Raw genomic sequence first — 21,356 nt, 5'->3', positions numbered from 1 at the left:
GGCTTTTTTCTATGAACTTTCCAAAAAGAGAAAACCTGACCGGCTACTCCAACGAGTTGATCGTGGTGGGTAGCACCAATCCTGTTAAAATAAAGAGTGCCGAAGAAGCATTTAATCTTGCTTTCGATCAGCCATTTCGTGTTAGTGGTATCAATGTCCCTTCTGGAGTTTCTGACCAACCCATGAATGCTGAGGAAACATGGGAGGGTGCGCGAAATAGAGCTAGAAATGCCAAAAAAGCATTTCCTGAGGCCGACTTTTGGGTTGGAATAGAAGGCGGAGTAGATGAAGATGAACATGGATTATTTGCTTTTGCCTGGATATATATTGAGGATAAAAAGGGAAAAAGCGGACAAGCTCAAACCGGGACTTTTTACCTTCCAGAGCCTATTGCAAACTTGGTGAAGCAAGGTGTGGAATTGGGGAAGGCTGATGATCAGTTTTTTTCTCAGGAAAATTCCAAGCAACAAGGAGGTTCTGTAGGGATTTTGACGAAAGGAAAACTGGATCGTAAGAACTATTATTCACAAGCGGTTTTGTTGGCTTTAATCCCATTCCTTCAAAAAGATTTGTATAAATAGGATAGAACCCATAAAAATTTTAAAAAAGCCAATTTTAATCGAAAAACTTTTTTTAAAATTTAGGATGTTATAACTTTTTTTATTTCTTTAGGGAAAAGAATCGTTCATATACATAAAAGAACTTTTCATCACAGGAATTACAAGTAGAAGTTGCTTTAATCACCCCTAATTCAGTCAAGCAACAAGACCTCCCTTCGGGGAGGTTTACTTTTTTAGGTTCCTGAGGAAATTTCGAAGTGCTACTCTCCAATCTGGGTCTGCATCCCATTCCGGTCCAATGTAAAGTTCATCCCGAACAATCAGCTTGATATAGTATTTAACCACCGTTTCTGTTTCGGTTTGTGGGTCAGCAGCTAAGCCCATACTTTTCTTCAAATCAGCCTCGCGTCCCTCTACGCGAATCAATAAAAATTGAACTCGATCCCGAATCAATTCCTCGTTGGTTTGGGGCTCTGTAAGCCAAACGAATTCATAGGGATATTCCGATGTTAAGATTGATTCGAGTTGGTTTTTTTGAGTAGCCTGTTCAGCTAGGATTGTCTCTTGGGATTTTCCATATAGGTCATAGCGGAAGAAACTCAAAAATCCTGTCGCAGCGCTACTTCCCTCCAAAGGAATCCCTAGCTTAAAAACTTCCAAGTTGAGTGGATTTCTTGGTAAAAATTTGGAAGCTGCTAGGCTGGTATTACTTTCTATTCCTGTCAAGCTTGGGAATTCAGGAACATCGATAACCAATAAATTTTTGCTAGGGGTGGTTTTTGCAGCATTAGCAAGCTGCTGTCCAGCTTCAGAGAGATCTGAGGCAGATGAGCCGTACAACGCCGTACTTGAGATTACTTTTCCATCTCCGCTGAATTCCCCGATATGAATGCTGGATTGATTTTTTTGTCTAGTAATCAGAATGATATTCTTGACCAATCTCTGCTCAAAGGCTTTTGCATAAGCAGCCTGTACTTCTTCAGAAAGCACCAATTGCTCCAATTCATAATAGGCTACCGGGTCACCCCCAGCCTCAACCAAATAGTGATGCACTGTGTCCGCTGCAGTTTTCCAATCCATTACAGGCCTGGCACCAGGATCTACGGAAACCAAGACGACAGACTTGCCCTCATAAAAACTTTGAGGCAATCCATTCTGCGGAAATGCCTTCAAGGAAATGAAACCGAGAAGTAAAACGAAAAAGAAATATTTCATGAATGAAGGTTTCTGACTGCTTCCTTTTAAATTTCGACTTTAAATAACGAAAAAATTACCAGCTCATGAGATGGAATCTTCAAGTATTCGCTACAATTCTATTGTTTTTTACCATCCATTTTTCTTTTTCACAGAAACTTCAAGAAAAAAACCTGATCAAGCATTTGGTTTATTTGTCCTCAGATGAGCTGAAAGGAAGAGAATCGGGGACTGCTGAAAACCGTGAAGCTCGGGATTATATCCAAAAAGAATTTGTGGAAATGGGACTCGACTCTCAATACCCGGATTTTTTACAGGAATTCCGATTTACAAGTAGAAGAGAAAATAAGACCATCACTGGATATAATGTGGTTGGCTTTGTGCCCGGGACAGAAAGCAAAAAAATCATTGTAGTCACTGCACATTTTGACCATGTGGGAATTGGTAGGGCTTCGGCATCGGAAGATTCAATCTATAATGGCGCGGATGATAATGCTTCAGGAACAGCCGCTTTGATTGAGTTGGCCAGATACTTTTCTCAAAATCCACCTCAGCTCTCCATGATTTTTGCTGCTTTGGATGCAGAGGAAAAAGGCTTGCAGGGAGCTAAGGCTCTGGTTGAGGATTTTCCTTTTGAATTGGATCAAATCCTGCTCAATGTCAATATGGATATGATATCCAGGAATGAGTCCGGCGAGCTTTATGTTTCGGGTACCCATTATTATCCTGAATTCAAGGATTTATTGGAGGAAGCAGCTTCCGAAGGAAGACCTTTGTTGAAATTTGGTCATGATGTTCCCGGAACTGGTAAGGATGACTGGACGCGCTCTTCTGATCATGGCGCTTTTTTCGCAAAAAAGATCCCTCACCTCTATTTTGGAGTGGAGGATCATGAGGATTATCATCAGCCAAGTGATGAATACCGAAATGTTGATCCTCAGTTTTTTGTTGATTCTTGCAATCTAATATTGGCTTGTATCAAAAAAATCGATGAGGAACCCATAATTCCTTGAAGCTTTCTTTTCCTTTGATGGGGAGCTTAGTTACTTTGCTTTCTGGAACAAAGCTCCTCTGTTTTGGCAAAGAATGATTTCATTGCACGTCTGCTCATTTGGAGACTTCGTCATATGAGCAATCAGAATTTTATCCTGATCCTCAGTGGGATAATCGGGATACTTTCTGGGCTTGCTGCAGTGATTTTGAAAGAAGGGGTACACTTCATTCAGAACTTTTTGACTGAAGATTTTTATGTGCAGTATGCTAATTTTCTTTATATCATTTATCCCATCATTGGTATTTCAGCGGCTTTCATACTGAGTAAATATCTATTTAAAGACTTTGGGGGGCATGGCATTCCGGATGTATTGTTTACCATTTCCAAAAAGCAAAGCCTAATCCCTAGGGTTAAAACCTATAGCCGAGTAATTACTTCTGCTTTAACCGTAGGTTTTGGTGGGTCGGTAGGATTAGAAGCTCCAATGCTGGTAACGGGGTCCGCGATTGGATCCAATATTGGTGTCTTGGTGCATCTCAATTCAAAAAAGCGGGCCTTATTGATCGGGTGTGGCGCAGCAGGTGCTATCTCTGCCATCTTTGGAGCTCCTATTGGTGCGGTGATTTTTGCCATTGAGGTAATTTTGATGGAGATCAGCACCGCTAGTTTCATTCCCCTGCTAATTGCTTCAGTTACTGGTTCTTTGACTTCCATGATTCTCATAGGAAGAGATCGTGTCTTTTACTTCGATCTTCAAGATTCCTTTGAAGCTTCTCACATGCCTTATTATTTGGTGCTTGGGATACTTTGCGGGATAACTTCCTTGTATTTCAGCAAGGCTGTGATGCAAACGGAAAAGATCATGGAAGGGTTCGAAAGTCAGCTACTTCGGATTTTGTATGGTGGTGCTTTGTTAGGTTTTGTCCTGTTCTTTTTCCCACCCATTTATGGGGAGGGATATGATACACTGAATATGTTGATTCGAGGAGAATCCAGTCAATTATTGGATAAATCTCCTTTCTTCTCAGCGATTGAGAATCCCTACATGATTTTGTTCTTCTTGGCTTTCGTCATACTAATTAAACCTGTCGCATCCGCATTGACACTTAGTGCTGGAGGCGCTGGGGGTATTTTTGCACCTTCTCTTTATGTAGGAGGTATTTTGGGATTTCTTTTTGCTTTTGGGAAAAATATGATTGATTTCCATATCCCCCTTCCATTGGCCCATTTTACGTTGGTAGCCATGTGTGGGGTGATGGCTGGGGTTCAACATGCGCCGCTTTCTGCAATATTCTTGATTGCTGAGATTACGGGAGGATACGAACTCTTTGTTCCACTTATGTTTGTTTCGGCTATTTCATTTGTCACCAAGACTTATTACCAAAAGGATAGCCTTTATACCCTGCAATTGAAGGAGAAAGGACGCTATCTTCCAGAGACACCAGATCAGGAATTGCTGGATATGATCTCGATCCATCAAGTGATCGAACGGGATCTGTTGCCTATCCATCCGAATGCCCGATTGAAAGACTTGATTGATTTGGTGAAAATTTCCAAGCGAAATATTTTCCCGGTGGTGGACGAAAAGAGACACCTGAGGGGAATCATCACGCTCGATGATATTCGGGATATTATGTTCGATGCAGAGAAGCAGGAAACGGTTCAGATTCAGTCCCTCATGCATAGTCCTCCAGAAATCCTATCCGCTGATGAAAATATGCAAAAGGCAATGGAGAAATTTGAGAAATCCGGGGCCTGGAATTTACCTGTAGTGGAGGATGGACGCTATATAGGCTTTGTTTCTAAGTCAAGAATCTTTAATTCTTACCGTAAAAGATTGATCCGGAAAAAGCACGAATAATTTCTTTTTAGAATAAAATTTGGATTTTGGAATTATCCACGATTTTCCGAAAATTTTGATTCATCAATTTTAAGTTAGCTACAATTATCCACAAATTCGGGCTTTTTGAAATCAACTTAATTGATTGAAAATCAGCAATATGTATGATTAATGTGGAGAACTGTGGATAAATTATTGAAAATGTGGATAAAAAATTCTTGACTTTTTTAATCCTCAAATACGTGGCGTATAGGGCGATTTTTAACCTTCGGTTAACCTAGACATAATATCTACCTATCCTAAAGAAAAATAATTTCAAACAAATTTTATTCTGAATCGTTTGCCAAGGATTCAATTGGGTTGATCATTTAAATAGCTCAAAATTCAGCTTATTGAAATAAGTCAAAATTGAAGTGGAATAATTCTATTTACTTTCCGTATGGAAGTGCCTCTAGATTTCCCATCTGTCTCATTATCCAGCTTTGTCTTTGTCGGATATAATTGGTTGGATTCTTTGGGGACCAGCGACGCGGGTTTGGAAGACATGCGGCGATCAAAGCAGCTTCACTTTTGGTAAGTCGGGCGGCGGGTTTTCCAAAATATTTCTGCGAAGCAGCCTCGATTCCATAAATACCAGGCCCCATTTCGATCACATTTAGGTAAACCTCCATGATTCGCTCCTTCCCCCAAATGAATTCAATAAGCAAAGTAAAATAGGCTTCGAGACCTTTGCGAACATAATTTCTTCCTGGCCAAAGGAAGACATTTTTGGCTGTTTGTTGGGTGATTGTGCTGGCACCCCGGACTCTTCTTCCTTTTTGGTTTTCTTCCCAAGCAGTTTTCATGGCCTCCCAATCAAAACCTGAATGATTCAGGAAATTTTGGTCTTCCGAGGCATAGACTGCCTGAAATGCTTCCTGAGCGATTTCTTCCTCCGGCACCCAATCCTTCTCAAAAGAAGGATTCGATTCTTCGTCCTGAAGGTTTTCTACCCAACGGATAACCATCAAAGGAGTAAGAGGCACAGGAACGTACTTATAAAAAATAACTGAAGTCAAAGAGAGAATCAGAAATCCTAGGAATAGCTTAATCAAAAATCTTCCTATCCACTTTAGTAACTTTTTCATGGCTTAATGGCTTTTGCCTGTATAAACTGGTAGAAAAAAACGCCATTTGGATCGTTTGAAATCTTATCCAAATCTGACTCCATCTCTTTAACCAAATGATTTTCTATCAAGCCTGAAGCTACCATTTCAGATGCAGAACTCAACATTAGTTTTTTCCAATATTCTGTCATCAATTTAAATCTCTCAGGTTGGGATTGGTCAAGAAGGAATCCGCCCGGTTTGACTTGAATATTTTCAAAGCCTGCCTGATGCAATAAATTTCCAAGTTGAAGACCAATGTCCGGATTTCCTCCATTTTTGACTTGATAGGCATTGTAAGCTTGATAATAGTCTCTGAGCCCGGGTAATTTGGGAAAGAAATGAAAACTGGAATTAAATACCTCTGTTATATAAATGATCCCGTTCGATTCCAGGTGAGCGGAAACTCCCTCCAAGACTTTTTGAGGATCTGAAGTATGCTCTAAAACCCAACAAATGAAGGCTGAGTCAAATTTCTGTTCCAGTTGAAGCTTAGTAGCATCCTGATGGATAAATTCAATATTTCTGTTTTGAAAAGCCTGTAAGTTTTTTTTTGCTTGTGCTAATTGGCTAGCTTCTATTTCAACACAGGTGATGGAAAGGTTGGGATAGAGCTTTAGAAGAATTTCTGTTTGACCGCCTACACCAGAGCCAAGTTCCAGTAAATTTTTATTTCGGTTAAGATCAATCCAAGGATAGATCAATCCCTCCAAAAAACCTGCCTGCTCATAAAGGCGGCGTTGTTCTTCTTCCTGGTAGCCGTGGAGGTATTTGGTCATGGTTGAGGATAAAATTTCCCAAAAATTAGGTGCAATTTTTTTGAAACGGTTAAAGGTTAAATAATTTTTTTAGCGTATTCAGATTTTAGACTTTTCAGATAATCTAATTACCTGGATTCGTACCTTTATTTTGCATATAAAAAATAAACATTGCTAATTAGCTCAAGGCAATAATTATCCTTTCAATTATGACAAATCCTATTCGCATCGGCAGTTTCGAAGACTTTGAAGTTTACAATGGAAAAGAACTCGGAAGTTCTGATTTTTTCAAAATCACCCAAGACCAGATTAATCTATTTGCGGATGCGACCCATGATCATCAATGGATTCACACTGATCCTGAGCGAGCAAAAGTGGAAGGAGCTTTTGGAAATACCATTGCGCATGGTTACCTGACTTTAAGCATTGTGCCTTATTTGTGGGAGCAGATTGTTCAGGTAGAAAACCTGAAAATGATGATTAACTACGGGATTGAAAATCTGCGATTTGCACAAGCTGTCACGGTAGAAAGTGAAGTAAGGCTAGTCGCGAAGCTTCGGAATGTGGCAAATCTTCGGGGAACAGTAAAAGCTGAAGTAGAGGTAAAGCTGGAAATAAAGGATCAGAAAAAACCGGCTTTCACCGGTGTTTTGATTTTCTTATATCACTTCCAAAATTAAGATTTCAATAAATCATTGATGACTGTAGCTGCGCAGGAGCATCCAAAAGCCGCAGGTAGGAAGGACATGGTGCCATAAGCCGACTTTTTGAAGTTGGTTCCATCGGTCATCATGAGGCTTTCCCGAATTACTCGTTCTGTGGAAAAAACCGCTTTGAAGCCAGAGTAGATTTTTCGGTTTCTTAGTCGCTTTCGAACCAATCTTGCCAATTTACATTCGTAAGTTTCAGAAATATCGACTACGCGGATTTTGGTGGGGTCTACCTTTCCACCGGCTCCCATGGAACTTACAAGTGGGAATTTTCTTCGAAAAGCTCCTTCGATGAGGTGCAATTTTGGAGTGAAGCTATCGATGCAATCAACCACGTAATCAAACTCATTTTCTTCCAATAATTGGGTCATGGCATCAGGTCGTAGAAATTCCCGAATGGCATGGACCTTCATCTTTGGATTGATCGCAAGAAGCCGCTCTTCCATCCACTCGGCTTTCGACTGGCCTACATTTTTCTGCGTGGCTGGTAGTTGCCGATTGACATTGCTGATATCCACTGTATCGCCATCGATGATGGTCATTTCGCCAACTCCGGATCTGGCGATGAATTCCGCTGCAAAGGATCCAACACCTCCCAAACCTACCACCAAAACATGTTTTTTGGAAAGTTTTTCTAATCCTTCTCTTCCAGTAATTAGCTCAGTCCGGCTCAGCCAGGCAAAGTCACTCATTTGATTTTTCTACTTGAGATTTGATTCCAGTTTTCTAAGACCTGCTTTCTAAGATCTTCCACAGGCCGGGCCAAAATTACGGAAGCAGCTTCATATATGGAATCAATTCTCATGGCTGAATCATCAGTTTCAAAAAAAATCCGATCTGAAGGACAGGCTTTTAGCCAATGCATGGCATTTGAATCTGGTTGAAGCAAAGCTCTTCCAAAGGAAAAATATACTTGGAAATCCAGTAACTGACTTGCTAAATGGGGCTTCAAATTCCAACCATGCCAGATAATGGAAGGGATTTGTGTGTTGTTTTTCAAATAAGCCATCAAAAGGTCATGGGCTTTGACACAGTGTAGGATGAGTGGGATATTTTTTTCCATTGCCAACAAACACTGCCTTTCGAATGCCTGCTGCTGAATAGAAAGTTCTGGACCTTTTAGTCTATCAAACCCGCATTCTCCAATTGCCAAGCAATTTTCTTGGTCCGCATGGGTTTTGACTTTTTGAAATTGATATTTCCAATCGTCTTCTAAAAACCAAGGATGAATACCTGCTGAAAAATATCCGCTTGATTTTGGGGTATCATCGAGAGGAAGATTCCAAACTCCTGGAGAATCAGGATTGTGAGTATGAAAGTCAAAAGACTGCATATCCCAAAGATCAAAAAAAGCCGGAAAATCCGGCTTCTTCTTTATGGCTTTTTGGAGTAATAGTTTTTTCAAAAAGGAAAAATCAAAGGAAGACTAAGTTTCGCTTGAGTAAGAATTTTAAATAAAAAGCTCCCAACAAATATCTTTGCTGGGAGCTGATTTTCAAGGTGTTAAGTTTTAATCTAATCGGTTTCTTTCTTCAGAGCTACCTGTGCTGGATCTTACACGGAAGCTTTCACCCTGTGCAAATCTCCATCGAAGGGTAAATCGTACCCCTTGGTTGCTTCGGTACTGTCTGAATCCTGTGTTGATATCTGCAAAATCAACATTAGCTCTGATCACTTGGCTTCGGAAAAGGTCCGTACCATTGACAGCTAATGTTACTTTATCTTTCATTAAGCTTTTGGTAATACCGGCATCCATCCAGGCAAACCCTTCAATTGTTCCCTGACCCCAAATTTGAGGGCCAACGTACATACCGACTAATTCGAGTTTAAATCCTTTTGGCAATTGAAGGTTGTGCTGGGTTCTAGCCATAAAGGATACTTGATCGACGTCTAGGAAGTCCTGTCCGATTTGAGATTTAAATTGGTTGTAATTCACCTGAACCATATTCGAAGTATTCCACCATTTGGTGATTTCTACCGGCACAATCCCTCTGAAATTCAAGTTTCGGGTCTTGTCGAAATTATCGGTGAAAGTGGTCGTTGTTCTTTCTTCCTGATCCTGAATGAATACTTGCATAAAGGCATCTTCAGTCTCCGAATATCCAAGCGTGAATTGATAAGCACCGTTGATCACGTGATTCATCTCAATATTGTTGGAGTATTGAGGGCGGAGATTTGGATTTCCTCTTTCCGAAGTCAATGGATCGATGTAATAGACAAATGGATTCAATAATCGGTAATTCGGACGGGTGATTCGTCTATTGACATTGTAGATCACCTGGTATTTTTCGCTCACTTGATGCTGTACAAAGAAGCTTGGGAACAAGTTGAAATACTCTTGCTTGTTCTGCTGATCCAAGGTCACAGAATTACCCAAAATGTCTGAGTATTCCCCTCTCAAGCCAAATTGGTAATTAACCTTTGGACTGAAAGAGCCTTTCAGAGATGCATAAGCTGCCAATACATTTTCATTGTAAATGAATCGGTTGGAATTCGGATCTGGCTCAAATGGTCCTTCATCAATAGATCGACTTAAGTCCAAATCATTGTCAGATTGTACCCAGCTACCCTTCACACCGGTTTCTAATACTTTTCCATTTTTAAGCGGTTTAGTGAAGTCCACCTTGGCTGTGAAAATGGTGTAGTACATATCATTTAATGTCTGAATTCGGTCCGTGTAAAAGTTGGACTGCTGCTCTCCTGTCCAATATTCATTGGAAAGTATGGAGGTAGAATTGGCGTCCATAATGGTGTAATCTATATCGGAAGAAATTTTGGTTCCTAGCGTATCCAATTTCCCATCATAGTGAAGGTTACCGAATATCCGGGTTCTGGATCCGTCCTCTTCATTATTGGAGTTTAGAAAATTAAATTCTGATGAACCGGGGATGCTGATTTCTGTAAATGAATTTGTATTTGAACCACCATTGGATTGAGAAGCTTGAAGATTTATGCCCAAATTATGATTTGGGTTGATTTCATAGTTAGCGGATCCAGTAAAGTTAGGAGTACGGAATCGTGTCTTAATTCTAGAATCCTGAGTAAATCTGGAAGTTCCTTCCTCTAGTTCGAAGTTTCGAATGATATCTAGGTCATTGTAAATAGCATATTCATTGTAATTCAAATTCGCATTGGTGGACCATTTTCCTTTTTTCACGTTGATGGTAGCACCTCCAATTGGAGCAGTCAAGCCATTGTATTGGGCACCGACTTGGATATTTCCGAATACTCCGTCTACGGTATTTTTCTTCAATACAATATTGATCACACCAGCTGCACCTTCGGCATCAAATCGTGCAGATGGATTGTTGATCACTTCAATGCTTTTGATATTTTCGGCGGGCATGGATCGTAAGTAGTTGGCAAGATCCGTTGCGCTCATGTAAGTTGGGCGATCATTGATCATGACGGTCACACCACCACGTCCATTCAGGATGATATTTCCATCCTGATCTACATAGACGCCTGGAGATCTTCCGATTACATCCAAGGTATTTGATCCCTCAGCCATGACCGTTCCTTCCACATTGACGATGGTTTTATCCGGTTCGATGATGATCTCAGGTCTTGAAGACTTAACCGTCACTTCATCCAATCCGGTCATTTCATCATTGATGGTGATGGTTCCGAAATCCCGAGTCATTCCAGGAACTAAATCGAACTTTTCAGAAGTATAAGTTGCATAGCCAATGGAGGAAATGACTAATTGGACTTTTGCGGATTTTACAGATTCGATGAAGAATATTCCTTCTTCATCCGATACCGCTCCATCTACCAGTCCGCCTCCTTCACTATTCACAAGGGCTACATTGGCAAAGGGAACAGGGCTTCCTGTTTGGTCTATCACTTTGCCCGATAATTTGCTGATGTCTTTCGCTGCTAGGGAGCTTAGCCCCATGAGATACAGTAAGAAAGAAAGAAAAATCAAGTTGGCAGTTTTCATTTTGGTTGGTTTGAATTGTTTTCATACCACACTATGAAAAACAAATGCCATTTGATCAAAAAGCCTAAGAAAAGACTGTATGGGCCATTTTTAAAATCTGTTAAAAATTGACGTTGTACGAAAACGAACAGTTTTTAGTATCAGGCCGAACAAAAAAATCCCCGGATCGGACACCCGGGGATTTTGAAATTCTAAATATTTTCTTTGAATTAAAGAGCTGCTTGATAGCGCTTTTCTACTTCTGCCCAGTTAACTACATTCCAGAAAGCAGAGATGTAATCAGGTCTTCTGTTTTGATAATTCAAGTAATAGGCATGCTCCCATACGTCTAGCCCAAGGATTGGAGTTCCTTTGATTTCAGCAATGTCCATCAAAGGATTGTCTTGGTTTGGAGTAGAAGCGACAGCAAGTCCATTTTCTGTCACAACCAACCAAGCCCAGCCTGAACCGAATCGAGTAGCGGCAGCTTTGTTGAAAGTATCTTTGAACTCAGCAAAAGTTCCAAACTTGGTGTTGATTGCTTCAGCTAATGCACCACTTGGTTCGCCACCACCATTAGGGCTTAGGACTGTCCAAAACAAAGAGTGGTTGAAGTGACCGCCACCGTTGTTACGAACTGCAGTGTGAGCACCTGCTACTTGCATCAATTCCTCAAGGGATTTGCCTTCCAAGTCAGTACCTGCTACAGCATTGTTCAAATTAGTTACGTATCCATTGTGGTGCTTACCATAGTGGATTTCCATAGTTCTTGCATCGATATGCGGTTCAAGGGCATCAAATGCATAAGGTAAAGATGGTAGTTCAAAAGCCATTTTTTCTCTAAAATTTATGGTTAAACATCTAATAAAATTTTCTACAGAATCTGCTTGGTAAACTCTTATCGTAGATAAAAGGTTCTTTTCTGTCAAAAAACATCCTATTTCCGGAGTTTTTCGAAAAATCTAAGTATCAAATCACCGCATTCTTGCTCTAAAAGGCCTCCGATAATCTTTGTCTTGGGATGAAGAATTTTCGGATTTGTTTGTCTAAACCCTCTTTTCGGATCAGAAGCTCCATAAAAGACCTGAGAGATTTGGGACCAAAACAACGCACCTCCGCACATAGTGCAAGGTTCCAAGGTCACATAAAGTCGACAGTCTGTAAGATATTTGGCACCGAGGGTATTGGCTGCAGCAGTAATAGCAATCATTTCCGCATGAGCGGTCACGTCCTGCAGTTTTTCAGTTTGATTGTATGCTTTGGCGATAATTCGGTTTTTCGAAACGATGACAGCCCCTACAGGAATTTCACCTTCTTCGAAGGCAATTTGTGCCTGCTTGAGCGCCTCATTCATGAAATATTCATCAGAATAGAGCTCCATTATCTGAAGAAATCCAATATTTCATTTCGAATACCTTCATTGATTACGATGGCCAAAATCAGTGATACAACTAATCCGATTGTGGCTTTAGAAAGATCGCTACTTGCAAGTTTCAAGGCTTTAAATCTCCAAGCTTGTTTGTTTTTAGCTTTACCATGTTTTCCTATTGCAATGGCAAGTTCTCTACCTCCCAATAGTCCAATGAAGACCCAGGTGGTACTCATCGGTACATTGTTGTACAGCTTGAAGTAGAAAAGTATAATTGCATAGACGAAGTCTACAATAGTTGCTGCCCTTACGTCTGTTACATTGGTTTTTTCGTTTACGATGCCTTGGATTTTATCTCCTTTCATGTAGAAAAGAAATCCAAGTCCAATAAATACAAATCCTGCGTATGCTATAAACTCAAAGGTTCCCAATTGACGTGGTAGAAAAACCGCAATGTTGGCCGCATCTTGCATAATCCAAACTGACCAAAGTGTTCCGGATGTTATCCATTGCAATACAGTCCAGTAAGGCTTAGGTTTTCCCTTGAGATAATTTTTAACAAATCGTTCTAGTAAAAACCAAACAATAATGGCTACCACAAATGCCAGGATATATCCAAAGAAACTCTTTACCATTACGCTTGCAATGGTTCCTGCTTTGTAGGTGAAAACATTGAGAAGTAAGAAGGTGGTTGAAACTGGCATTCTCAATCGAGTCATTACCAGCAAGACAATAGGGGCGGCTAATTGCAAAAAGACGAAATTCTCAGGTGCCTTTTCCAATCCTGGAACAGATAGACGCTGATGACTCACATCTCCATCATAGACTACCCAACTGTAAGTGACTGTAGCCACAAAAATCATCCCCATGAAAATCCAAAGCCAATACCATTTTCGATGTTGGTTAGAAGCGATGAATGTTCCGATGGTCTGAATACTGTCATTGGCGATCGCAGAATAGGCTGCCAGGAAAAATCCAAACCACATGGCAGGATAGGTATAGGGTGCAATGATTGCCGCAATCGAAATCAAAATACAGATGACTATCAAAAAAGTTTTTTCTTTTTTGGTAAAGTCAAATAATGAATATGCTGTTTTGGAAAGGTTTTCCTGATTGATGTTTTGGTCAATGACTTTTTTCTTGGCCATGGTTTCTTTTGGTAGGAGATTGAGCAAAATTAAGTAAGTTATTTTAGCTCATAGTGTTAAGAAATTGTTAAGTCCAAAATATTACCTCGAATATTAGCTTTTTTGATATTGTTAATCCTAAAAAAATTTCAAATTTTGCCCTGTAATCAAATGAAATTTTGGATACTACCTGATTAATCTTCGCGTACTTTTCCAATTCAAAAAGTCTAATTTAATACAAGACGTCCCCGATCGAGATACATGGAAAACTGGGAAATTGAGCCAAAAAGAAATAAAAAATGGAAGAGCTATGTAATCGGTCTGATTGCCCTGCTCTTATTCATTTTTGCTATCGATTTACTCACGTTATCCATGGGGGATTTAAATAGTGGAGTAGCAAAAGACCTGTTTTCTGCTACCCAAAACCCATTTATCAGCTTGTTCATCGGATTGTTAATGACTGCGCTTCTACAAAGCAGTTCTACGGTAACTTCAAGCGTAGTGGCTGTAGTAGCCGCAGGCACAATGACTTTGGATCAAGCGGTTCCTTTGGTGATGGGGGCAAATATTGGTACGACTCTGACAAGTACCTTGGTTTCTTTCTCCTATATCATGAAAAAGAAACAATTTAAAAGAGCGCTATCGGCCGGTATAATTCATGATATATTCAATATCATCACGGTTATTATTCTGCTTCCGCTAGAATTATATTTTAAGCCTTTAACCAAACTGGCTATCTATTTTGCTCATTGGTTCGCACCTTCCGAAGAGTTCACAGGGCCAATGATTTACCATACACTATTTACTCGACCCGTCACCCAATGGCTAGTCGATATTATTGACATTCCTTTTTTGACCACCATTCTTGCTGTCTTTTTGGTGTTTGCTGCTATCAAATTATTGGCGACCTCTGTTTACCGTACCTTTGTCAAGGATAGTTTCCAAGAGATCAATAATGTGATCTTTAAAAATCCAAATTTGGCTTTCCTTTATGGGACCTTTTTTACAGCCGCAGTTCAGTCCAGTACGGTGACCACTTCCTTGATTGTACCCTTGGTTGCTACCAAAAAAGTAACCTTGAGAAAGGTTTTTCCATTTATTGTAGGTGCGAATATTGGTACGACCATTACGGCAGGAATTGCAGCATTCTATAAAAGTGAAGCTGCTATTGCATTGGCCATTGTCCACTTTTTATTCAATACTTTCGGGGCTTTAATCATCCTGGGTATTCCAAGGTTGCGCGAAATTCCATTGAATCTCGCCAATTACATGGGAAAGAAATCCGTTAAATCGCGGGTTTGGGGATTTGCTTACCTCTTGCTGACTTTCTTTATTATCCCCTTTTTATTGATTTACCTAAGCTCAGATTAAGCTTGGGTTTCTTTCCAAGCTTGAAAAAGTGCCTTCGCGCTGCTTGCACCGATTCGGTCTGCACCTGCCTGAATTAATTCCAGAGCAAAATCCAAGGTTTTGATTCCGCCACTTGCTTTGATTCCGGTATTGGAGGAAAGGGTTTCCCGCATTAATTGAATATCCTCTACCTTAGCTCCAGAGGGAGCATATCCTGTGGAGGTTTTGACAAAATCAGCGCCGGCATCCTGACAAATCAAACAGGCTTCCTTGATTTGGGCTTTATCCAAATAAGCTGTTTCAATGATTACTTTTAGAATTTTGCCCTCCTCATGACATAGTTTCGCGATTTGGGCGATTTCAATTTTTGGCCAGTTCATGCCGGAATGGTAAGCTGTCTGGGACCAAACCAAATCTAGTTCATCAGCCCCATTCATAATTGCTTCCTGCGTTTGAGCAACTTTGCTGGCTGTATCCTCAAAGCCAAATGGGAAGCCTATCACGGTCACGGTTTGGATATCCTCTTTTTCTAATTCCCTGCTTACTTTCTTCACCCAAAATGGAGGGACGCAAACTCCTATAAATTGTGATTCGATAGCTTCTCGAATTAAAACATCCACCTCTTCCAACTTCATTGTTGGCTTTAGTAGTGTGGATTCTAAAAACCGGTTGAAGTTATTCATTCCCTTTTACGTAGTCAGTTAGATACATATATTCCAAAGTCAAATCCCCATCACGAGCAATCGTCGCTCTCTCTAGAATCGGGGAATTTTCTTCCAATAAGGCAGGGATTATCCATTCTGACAATTGACTACCAAAGTCCTGAGTCGCTTCACGCGGTAGCTCACAAGGCAAATTGTCAATAGCCATCATGGAAATACTGTTTTGCTTTCCAAAGGCAGGGAGCTCTTGACCACTTTCTCGATCTACATCAAATACGGGAGAAGCAATGGTTGAAGGTCGTAGTGTAGTAGGGATGTATCCATTGATATCGCAAGTGATATCTGCAATCACCGAAATTGAGAAATCCGGCGAGGAAATCTCATTGATTTGGAAAAGCTGCGGCGCTTTTGGATCCCAAAAAACTGCCCCAATAAGGATTTCGCCCTGTTCGGCATATTTGGAAAAATGACTCTCATAAAGAGATGGATTATCATAAAACTCCTGCTTATCGAATCCTCCGTCTGTTTTTCGGCGATTGTAGTCTCCTACATCCAATTGAACGTAGACAGGTTCCTCGAAATACTGGTTCAAAAATTCCTCAGGACTGACTTGACGGATTTTCATGCTGTCCAGAATTTCTTTGGCTCCTTTTCCCACTCTACCTGTGCCTGTCAAAATAATTCGAACAGGAGGGAGTTGAATTTTCTGGAGTTCTGCTTTTAATTCTTTGAGGTCAAAACACTCATGAGCCCGTTTGATATGGAATAGGTCAGTTTTTTGTCCATAAGTCCAAAAGGCATTATACGCCCCTACGACGCCAGCCCATCTACCAAAGGCAACAACCCGATTCCCGGTCTCATCCGTTAGCACTTCATAATCGATCAAGCGGATGTTTTTTTCCAAAATGGCTTGAAGCAGCTTTCTATTGTAGGGCTGTTTTTTGATGGTATGAGAAAAAAAGAAATAGGTCTTGTTCGGTATCAGATTGTCTATCGGAACTTCCTTTACTCCAAATAACACATCGCATCCCGATATATCTTCCAGAACCTCAATTCCAGCCTCTTGATACTCTTCATCCGAAAAACCCCGGATAGGACTTGATTCTACATAAAACTGAAGTTCTCCAGCATATTTCTCACTCAAGCTTTTGAGTTGCTCAGGTGAAAAAGGAGCTCTTTTGTCTGGGGGATTTTTTCCCTCACGGATAATTCCGATTTTCATACAGCGTAAATCTTTACTGGATAAATTTAAGAAATGAATTACCTCTATTTGATCCTTTTATGGGCTTTGTTCTATGCCTTGCATAGTATTCTCGCGGCAGGCAAGTTAAAAAGAATTTTGAAGGAAAAATTAGGACAAGCCTATAAATGGTACAGGCTGTTTTATTCTCTTTTTTCCCTCTTTTTATTTATTCTGTTGGTTTTGTTTACGCTAAAAATCCCTCCTCAGCCGGTTTTTTATCCGGAAGGCTTAGCAGAATATTTTGGGTATATGTTGGCTGCTTTTGGGACTATCATTATGGTGCAGAGTTCTAAGGCTTGGTCGCTTAGTAAGTTTATTGGGCTAAAGCCTCAGGATGATTCGAAGTCGGAGCACCTTATTGTATCGGGTTGGTATAAACGCATTCGGCATCCGCTATATGCTGGTTTGGTTTTAATTTTTATTGGATACTTTTTGGTATCCGGTACTTACACCTCATTGGTACATTTGGGGTGTCTGATCATTTATCTTCCCATCGGGATATATTTTGAAGAGAAAAACTTGATCGCGCAATTCGGTCAAGATTACCTGAATTATCGAAAGGAAGTTCCTGCTATAATCCCGAAGTTTAGGCGATAGTAAAAATAGAAAAAGCCACTTCAAATGGTATTGAAGTGGCTTCTTGATAGTGTTTTTGATTTTAATCGAGTCCGTAGAAATCAATGTCAAATCGAAGGACCGAGTTGGGTGGGATTCGTGCATTGCTGGTTTGATCCCGGTAAGCATAAGGTGAAGGAATGATGAATATTGCCTTCGAACCTGGTCTCAATCTTCTAAACCCGATATCCCAACCTGTAATTACAGCTCCAGAACCCACGACAAAGTTGAAAATGGTATAGACCCGGTTCTCAACCCAAATATCATTATCAATTGCCACTTGTTCGATGGTAGTATCGAAAACAGATCCGTCTGTAATCAAGGATCCAACATAGTCTGAATAGACTACATTGCCACTGCTTGGGCGTGAACCTTGACCTTCTTCTTGGACAATAACTACCACTCCTGATGGATCATGAATTCTGTACAAACTGTCAATTCGGGCAGTGTCCAAGTAGGCATCGATTTTTTCCCGATCAATAGCCAGATTTCCTTCCACGTCGTAGGAAGGGCCTACCACAAATGGATTGTTAGGTTCACAGGCCATCATCAGAAAGATACCTACGATAGCAAAGACCGGAATCTTTAAAAATTTGATCATTGTTGAGGTCCTTTTTTGATTTCAATCAAATGAAGCTCAAATATCAAAGGAGAGTTTGGTGGAATATTTCCTTGAGAAGCATTTCCGTAACCATAGAGCGAAGGCATCAGCACTGTGGCTTTGTCTCCTGCTTCCATAACAGCGATAGCTGCTTCAAATCCTTCGATTAGTTGGCCTCTTCCCAATACAAATTTGATGGGAATGTAATTTCTATTTTCTGAGTAAATGTTGTTTTCCCGAGCCACAGATTCGATGGAAGTATCGAATACTCGATTGGTCAGTAATTTTCCAGTGTAATTTACCCGAACGGTATCCCCAGGGACTGGCAATTGGCCACTGTTTGACATTTCTTGCCAGATCACCCGGAAGCCAGTAATTTCATCTACGAAATCCTTTGGACCGGTAATTGGATTGGCAGCCAAATATTCTTCAATGGCTTTTTTATCTCTTTCCAGGATGGTTTCTACTGTAGACTCAGGATCTACACAGGCAGAAAACGAAATTCCAATTAGAATAAGTGCAAGAAAGGATACAAAAGGTTGTAATCTCATGGGGTTCTAGTTGATTTATTTTTGAACGTCTTTCACTTCAACGTCAAAGATCAAAATAGAGTTAGGTCCGATCAAGCTTCCAGCTCCATTCTCGCCATAGGCTAGTGGAGAAGGAATAAGGAATTTTGCCTTAGAGCCGTTTTTCAAAAGCATCAAACCTTCATCCCAACCTGGAATTACCTGTCCCATTCCTACGTTTACAGGAAGTGGCTCATAAGGTCTTGAAGCATTATAAATTCCTTTTTCTTGAGCAAGAGACTCAATGGAAGTATCGAATATGGTTCCATCTAGCAAATAACCAGCGTAATCTACATACATGGTAGTCCCAGGTGTAGTTTCTGGTCCTGTACCTTCTTGCTCGATCACATAGTACAAGCCATTTTCTGTCTTTTGAACGTCCAAGCCATTAGCTTGAGCATATTCCTCAATTTTTTGTCCGTCCTCAACCATCAGGACTTTAGCTCTTTCAGCGCGTTTTTCATTTTCGATTCTTGATGCTTCCATGAAAAACTGGCTCAAAGAATCTTGAGAGATGATGTCAAACACTCCCAAATTACATTCTAGCTGATCTTCGGCATTTAGAAATGGAGGGAAGTTAGGGCCAAAAATTGTTTGCACGCTTGATTTGAAGGTAATGCTATCACCTTTGCGCAAAGCCATGAAGATTTCGTCCATTCCGTTGTTTACAGGAATAGTATCATTGGCCATTAGATAACCTGGTACTGGCTGATCTAAGGTAGAATAGATTACAGAATCGTCAGCATTTTTGATCTGAAGGTGATATAAGTAAATGTCTCCGTTATCAGCTTTCTCTGATCCTTCTTCGATATAGGTGTATTCGATCCCGTCTTTCTGGGTGACTTTGGTTTTTTGACAGGAAGTAATGGTGCCTGCAATAAGAAACAAAGCAATAATTGCTTTTAGGCTAAGGGTGTTTTTCATAAGTGTTGTAAGGTTTCTAATTTTTTGGGATCAATTGGCAGATACAGCATTCTCATGGAAAAGTTCTTCTTGATGCTCTTCCACAAGCTTCTCAAACCGTTCGATGGTGTCTTTGAGGCTTTGATCTGATTTTCCACCAGCTGCATTTTTATGCCCTCCTCCATTGAAATAGTCCGCTGCAAATTTATTAACAGCTACGTCTACAGAAGAACGGAAGGATATCTTGATTCCATCTTCTCGCTCTGAAAACAATGCCGCCAATTTAATTCCGTCCAAAGATAGTGCATAATTCACCAAGCCTTCTGTATCTCCTGTGCGGCTTTGATATTTTTTAAGATCTTTTTTGCTGATGACAAAGTAGGCGGTGTGTAGGTCTTCCCGTATAATCAAACGTCGAGTGATTGCGAAGCCAATAAATTTGAGTCGATTGACTGAATTTGAATCATAAATCCAATTGGAAATCTGCGAAACGTTTGCTCCCAAATCGATCAACTCGGCTACGACTAGGTGGACGTTTTTAGTGGTGTTGGGATGCCTGAAGCCTCCCGTGTCGGTCAAGATTCCGGCATAAAGGCATTCTGCAATATCTTTGTCGATCAAATCTCGATCACCCAACTTGACGATGAGTTCATAGACCAATTCACAAGTGGCTGCAGCTTCAGTACTCCAATAACGGAAATCTGCAAAATCTTCTGGATCTTGATGATGGTCAATATTTACAATATAAGCATCCGAATTACGGATGAGCTCTCCCAATTCATTTACCCGATTCAATACTGAAAAGTCCAGGCAAATCACCATGTCAGCTTTTTTGAGTGCTTCCTTGGCTAATTTCTGATCCTCTTCTTTGCTGAAGTCTAGCACCAAGTCATTTCCTTCCATCCAATGTAGAAAGGAAGGATAGTCAGTTGGAGTCACTACGGTCACCTGATGACCTTTTTTCTTCAGGTAATTTGCCATACCCAAGGAAGATCCCAATGCATCAGCATCAGGCTTAACATGGGTAGTGATAAATATATTTTTGGGGGAGGAGATTTCTTTTTTAAACGAGGCTAATGCTTCCATTATCTAATTCTCTACGGCACAAAGGCACTAGTAGTGCGCAAAGGTCAGGATTTTTTTCGCAAATGCCAAAGCGCTCAGTCTGTTGAAGATGAGAACAATAAAGGATAAATATCTTGGGGAGTTCGGATTCTCTACCCTTTTCTACTATTTTTGCGCCCGAATTAAACCAATGTAAACTCAAATAAACATGGCAGGAAACAGAACATTCACCATGATCAAGCCTGATGCTTTTGGAGCAGGCAATTCAGGAGCAATCTTGAAAATGATCGAAGAGGCAGGCTTCAAAATCGTGGCAATGAAAGCTACCCGTTTGACTCCAGAAATGGCTGGCAAATTTTATGAAGTACATAAGGAAAGACCTTTTTACAAGGATCTTTGCGCGTACATGTCTTCCGGACCAATCATCGCAGCGATCTTGGAAAAAGATAATGCAGTTGAAGACTTTAGAAAATTGATCGGTGCTACCAATCCAGAGCAAGCTGCTGAAGGTACAATCCGAAAGATTTTTGCTAAATCAATCGAAGCCAATGCTGTTCACGGTTCTGACTCCGACGAAAATGCAATGATTGAAGGAAACTTCTACTTCTCTCAAATCGAAAGAGTAGGTTAATTCCTCCTAAATCTCAACATTAATAGAAGGCCTAAGGGAAAATTTCCTTGGGCTTTTTTATTTCAAATAGGTCAAATAAGATTCAAATGAAAATTCAA

General features: G+C 40.4%; 22 protein-coding genes. 7 read left to right on the top strand and 15 right to left on the bottom strand.

All coding sequences use genetic code 11. The features are described from left to right. Positions 1–11: 11 nt before the first annotated feature. Positions 12–581: an inosine/xanthosine triphosphatase gene (gene yjjX / locus NY014_RS09860; RefSeq protein ID WP_259414425.1), complete on the top strand. Its 570-nt coding sequence runs from the start codon at positions 12–14 to the stop codon at positions 579–581. Between the two features lie 204 nt (positions 582–785). Here the strand turns inward: yjjX and NY014_RS09855 are convergent, their stop codons facing one another. Continuing rightward, entirely contained in the window at positions 786–1,775 is a 990-nt protein-coding gene (locus NY014_RS09855; RefSeq protein WP_259414424.1) for an NTPase, read from the bottom strand. A 65-nt stretch (positions 1,776–1,840) separates the two neighbouring features. On the opposite strand from NY014_RS09855, the gene NY014_RS09850 reads away from it, so the two are divergent. Both NY014_RS09850 and NY014_RS09845 read left to right on the top strand, forming a co-directional pair. Then, a complete protein-coding gene (locus NY014_RS09850) occupies positions 1,841–2,767 on the top strand; it encodes a M28 family peptidase (protein WP_259414423.1) in 927 nt (308 codons plus the stop codon). A 114-nt stretch (positions 2,768–2,881) separates the two neighbouring features. Next, positions 2,882–4,609, top strand: coding sequence for a chloride channel protein (locus NY014_RS09845; protein ID WP_435520638.1), 1,728 nt, complete (start codon positions 2,882–2,884; stop codon positions 4,607–4,609). Between the two features lie 407 nt (positions 4,610–5,016). On the opposite strand, the gene mtgA is transcribed toward NY014_RS09845, so the two are convergent. After that, positions 5,017–5,715 (bottom strand): monofunctional biosynthetic peptidoglycan transglycosylase, encoded by a 699-nt coding sequence (gene mtgA, locus NY014_RS09840; RefSeq protein ID WP_259414421.1) that lies wholly within the window; start codon positions 5,713–5,715, stop codon positions 5,017–5,019. After that, positions 5,712–6,548: a class I SAM-dependent methyltransferase gene (locus tag NY014_RS09835; protein ID WP_259414876.1), complete on the bottom strand. Its 837-nt coding sequence runs from the start codon at positions 6,546–6,548 to the stop codon at positions 5,712–5,714. Before NY014_RS09835 ends, mtgA begins: the two co-directional genes overlap by 4 nt. A gap of 152 nt (positions 6,549–6,700) precedes the next feature. Here NY014_RS09835 and NY014_RS09830 point away from each other — a divergent pair, with 152 nt between their 5' ends. Further along, positions 6,701–7,171, top strand: coding sequence for a MaoC family dehydratase (locus NY014_RS09830; protein WP_259414420.1), 471 nt, complete (start codon positions 6,701–6,703; stop codon positions 7,169–7,171). Here the strand turns inward: NY014_RS09830 and NY014_RS09825 are convergent. The 6 genes from NY014_RS09825 to NY014_RS09800 all read right to left on the bottom strand — a co-directional run bounded on the left by NY014_RS09825 (position 7,168) and on the right by NY014_RS09800 (position 13,640). After that, entirely contained in the window at positions 7,168–7,893 is a 726-nt protein-coding gene (locus NY014_RS09825; protein WP_259414419.1) for a tRNA threonylcarbamoyladenosine dehydratase, read from the bottom strand. The two genes, NY014_RS09830 and NY014_RS09825, sit on opposite strands and share 4 nt — an antisense overlap. Then, a complete protein-coding gene (locus NY014_RS09820; RefSeq protein ID WP_259414418.1) occupies positions 7,890–8,606 on the bottom strand; it encodes a TatD family hydrolase in 717 nt (238 codons plus the stop codon). The genes NY014_RS09825 and NY014_RS09820 overlap by 4 nt, the downstream gene beginning before the upstream one ends. Positions 8,607–8,711: 105 nt before the next feature. Then, positions 8,712–11,144, bottom strand: a complete 2,433-nt coding sequence (locus tag NY014_RS09815; RefSeq protein ID WP_259414417.1) for an outer membrane beta-barrel protein — start codon at positions 11,142–11,144, stop codon at positions 8,712–8,714. 209 nt (positions 11,145–11,353) lie between these two features. Then, the gene (locus NY014_RS09810) at positions 11,354–11,956 is read right to left on the bottom strand and encodes a superoxide dismutase (protein WP_259414416.1); all 603 of its coding nucleotides are present in this window, start codon (positions 11,954–11,956) and stop codon (positions 11,354–11,356) included. A gap of 104 nt (positions 11,957–12,060) precedes the next feature. Further along, a complete protein-coding gene (locus NY014_RS09805) occupies positions 12,061–12,504 on the bottom strand; it encodes a nucleoside deaminase (RefSeq protein WP_259414415.1) in 444 nt (147 codons plus the stop codon). Next, entirely contained in the window at positions 12,504–13,640 is a 1,137-nt protein-coding gene (locus tag NY014_RS09800) for a hypothetical protein (RefSeq protein ID WP_259414414.1), read from the bottom strand. The genes NY014_RS09805 and NY014_RS09800 overlap by 1 nt, the downstream gene beginning before the upstream one ends. A 240-nt stretch (positions 13,641–13,880) precedes the next feature. On the opposite strand from NY014_RS09800, the gene NY014_RS09795 reads away from it, so the two are divergent. After that, positions 13,881–14,990, top strand: a complete 1,110-nt coding sequence (locus tag NY014_RS09795) for a Na/Pi symporter (RefSeq protein WP_259414413.1) — start codon at positions 13,881–13,883, stop codon at positions 14,988–14,990. On the opposite strand, the gene deoC is transcribed toward NY014_RS09795, so the two are convergent. Both deoC and NY014_RS09785 read right to left on the bottom strand, forming a co-directional pair. Beyond that, positions 14,987–15,652: a deoxyribose-phosphate aldolase gene (deoC, locus tag NY014_RS09790; RefSeq protein WP_259414412.1), complete on the bottom strand. Its 666-nt coding sequence runs from the start codon at positions 15,650–15,652 to the stop codon at positions 14,987–14,989. The genes NY014_RS09795 and deoC overlap by 4 nt on opposite strands. Then, positions 15,645–16,853 (bottom strand): NAD(P)-dependent oxidoreductase, encoded by a 1,209-nt coding sequence (locus NY014_RS09785; RefSeq protein ID WP_259414411.1) that lies wholly within the window; start codon positions 16,851–16,853, stop codon positions 15,645–15,647. Before NY014_RS09785 ends, deoC begins: the two co-directional genes overlap by 8 nt. A 33-nt stretch (positions 16,854–16,886) precedes the next feature. Here NY014_RS09785 and NY014_RS09780 point away from each other — a divergent pair, with 33 nt between their 5' ends. After that, complete coding sequence (locus tag NY014_RS09780) at positions 16,887–17,471, top strand: methyltransferase family protein (protein WP_259414410.1); 585 nt, start codon at positions 16,887–16,889, stop codon at positions 17,469–17,471. 61 nt (positions 17,472–17,532) lie between these two features. Here the strand turns inward: NY014_RS09780 and NY014_RS09775 are convergent, their stop codons facing one another. Genes NY014_RS09775 through NY014_RS09760 form a run of 4 tightly spaced genes read right to left on the bottom strand, consistent with a single transcriptional unit; the run spans position 17,533 to position 20,648 of the window. Then, the gene (locus NY014_RS09775; RefSeq protein WP_259414409.1) at positions 17,533–18,090 is read right to left on the bottom strand and encodes an FKBP-type peptidyl-prolyl cis-trans isomerase; all 558 of its coding nucleotides are present in this window, start codon (positions 18,088–18,090) and stop codon (positions 17,533–17,535) included. Continuing rightward, positions 18,087–18,641 carry an FKBP-type peptidyl-prolyl cis-trans isomerase gene (locus NY014_RS09770; protein WP_259414408.1) on the bottom strand — a complete coding sequence of 185 codons (555 nt, stop codon included), beginning with the start codon at positions 18,639–18,641 and terminating at the stop codon, positions 18,087–18,089. The genes NY014_RS09775 and NY014_RS09770 overlap by 4 nt, the downstream gene beginning before the upstream one ends. A gap of 15 nt (positions 18,642–18,656) precedes the next feature. Next, positions 18,657–19,583, bottom strand: coding sequence for an FKBP-type peptidyl-prolyl cis-trans isomerase (locus NY014_RS09765; RefSeq protein ID WP_259414407.1), 927 nt, complete (start codon positions 19,581–19,583; stop codon positions 18,657–18,659). A 30-nt stretch (positions 19,584–19,613) separates the two neighbouring features. After that, positions 19,614–20,648 carry a DHH family phosphoesterase gene (locus tag NY014_RS09760; protein ID WP_259414406.1) on the bottom strand — a complete coding sequence of 345 codons (1,035 nt, stop codon included), beginning with the start codon at positions 20,646–20,648 and terminating at the stop codon, positions 19,614–19,616. A gap of 187 nt (positions 20,649–20,835) precedes the next feature. Between NY014_RS09760 and NY014_RS09755 the strand changes: the two genes are divergently transcribed. Continuing rightward, positions 20,836–21,258 (top strand): nucleoside-diphosphate kinase, encoded by a 423-nt coding sequence (locus NY014_RS09755; protein ID WP_259414405.1) that lies wholly within the window; start codon positions 20,836–20,838, stop codon positions 21,256–21,258. Positions 21,259–21,356: the final 98 nt, after the last annotated feature.

The sequence above is a fragment of the Algoriphagus limi genome (assembly GCF_024919275.1).
GTDB classification, from domain to species: Bacteria; Bacteroidota; Bacteroidia; order Cytophagales; family Cyclobacteriaceae; genus Algoriphagus; species Algoriphagus limi.
This window is presented reverse-complemented; position numbering and strand designations above follow the sequence as displayed.

Bases quoted from the DNA above. Each gene is read 5' to 3' on its own strand.
- yjjX (WP_259414425.1), top strand. From the start codon at position 12: ATGAACTTTCCAAAAAGAGAAAACCTGACCGGCTACTCCAACGAGTTG.
- NY014_RS09855 (WP_259414424.1), bottom strand. From the start codon at position 1,775: ATGAAATATTTCTTTTTCGTTTTACTTCTCGGTTTCATTTCCTTGAAG.
- NY014_RS09850 (WP_259414423.1), top strand. From the start codon at position 1,841: ATGAGATGGAATCTTCAAGTATTCGCTACAATTCTATTGTTTTTTACC.
- NY014_RS09845 (WP_435520638.1), top strand. From the start codon at position 2,882: ATGAGCAATCAGAATTTTATCCTGATCCTCAGTGGGATAATCGGGATA.
- mtgA (WP_259414421.1), bottom strand. From the start codon at position 5,715: ATGAAAAAGTTACTAAAGTGGATAGGAAGATTTTTGATTAAGCTATTC.
- NY014_RS09830 (WP_259414420.1), top strand. From the start codon at position 6,701: ATGACAAATCCTATTCGCATCGGCAGTTTCGAAGACTTTGAAGTTTAC.
- NY014_RS09825 (WP_259414419.1), bottom strand. From the start codon at position 7,893: ATGAGTGACTTTGCCTGGCTGAGCCGGACTGAGCTAATTACTGGAAGA.
- NY014_RS09815 (WP_259414417.1), bottom strand. From the start codon at position 11,144: ATGAAAACTGCCAACTTGATTTTTCTTTCTTTCTTACTGTATCTCATG.
- NY014_RS09810 (WP_259414416.1), bottom strand. From the start codon at position 11,956: ATGGCTTTTGAACTACCATCTTTACCTTATGCATTTGATGCCCTTGAA.
- NY014_RS09805 (WP_259414415.1), bottom strand. From the start codon at position 12,504: ATGGAGCTCTATTCTGATGAATATTTCATGAATGAGGCGCTCAAGCAG.
- NY014_RS09800 (WP_259414414.1), bottom strand. From the start codon at position 13,640: ATGGCCAAGAAAAAAGTCATTGACCAAAACATCAATCAGGAAAACCTT.
- NY014_RS09795 (WP_259414413.1), top strand. From the start codon at position 13,881: ATGGAAAACTGGGAAATTGAGCCAAAAAGAAATAAAAAATGGAAGAGC.
- deoC (WP_259414412.1), bottom strand. From the start codon at position 15,652: ATGAATAACTTCAACCGGTTTTTAGAATCCACACTACTAAAGCCAACA.
- NY014_RS09785 (WP_259414411.1), bottom strand. From the start codon at position 16,853: ATGAAAATCGGAATTATCCGTGAGGGAAAAAATCCCCCAGACAAAAGA.
- NY014_RS09780 (WP_259414410.1), top strand. From the start codon at position 16,887: ATGAATTACCTCTATTTGATCCTTTTATGGGCTTTGTTCTATGCCTTG.
- NY014_RS09775 (WP_259414409.1), bottom strand. From the start codon at position 18,090: ATGATCAAATTTTTAAAGATTCCGGTCTTTGCTATCGTAGGTATCTTT.
- NY014_RS09770 (WP_259414408.1), bottom strand. From the start codon at position 18,641: ATGAGATTACAACCTTTTGTATCCTTTCTTGCACTTATTCTAATTGGA.
- NY014_RS09765 (WP_259414407.1), bottom strand. From the start codon at position 19,583: ATGAAAAACACCCTTAGCCTAAAAGCAATTATTGCTTTGTTTCTTATT.
- NY014_RS09760 (WP_259414406.1), bottom strand. From the start codon at position 20,648: ATGGAAGCATTAGCCTCGTTTAAAAAAGAAATCTCCTCCCCCAAAAAT.
- NY014_RS09755 (WP_259414405.1), top strand. From the start codon at position 20,836: ATGGCAGGAAACAGAACATTCACCATGATCAAGCCTGATGCTTTTGGA.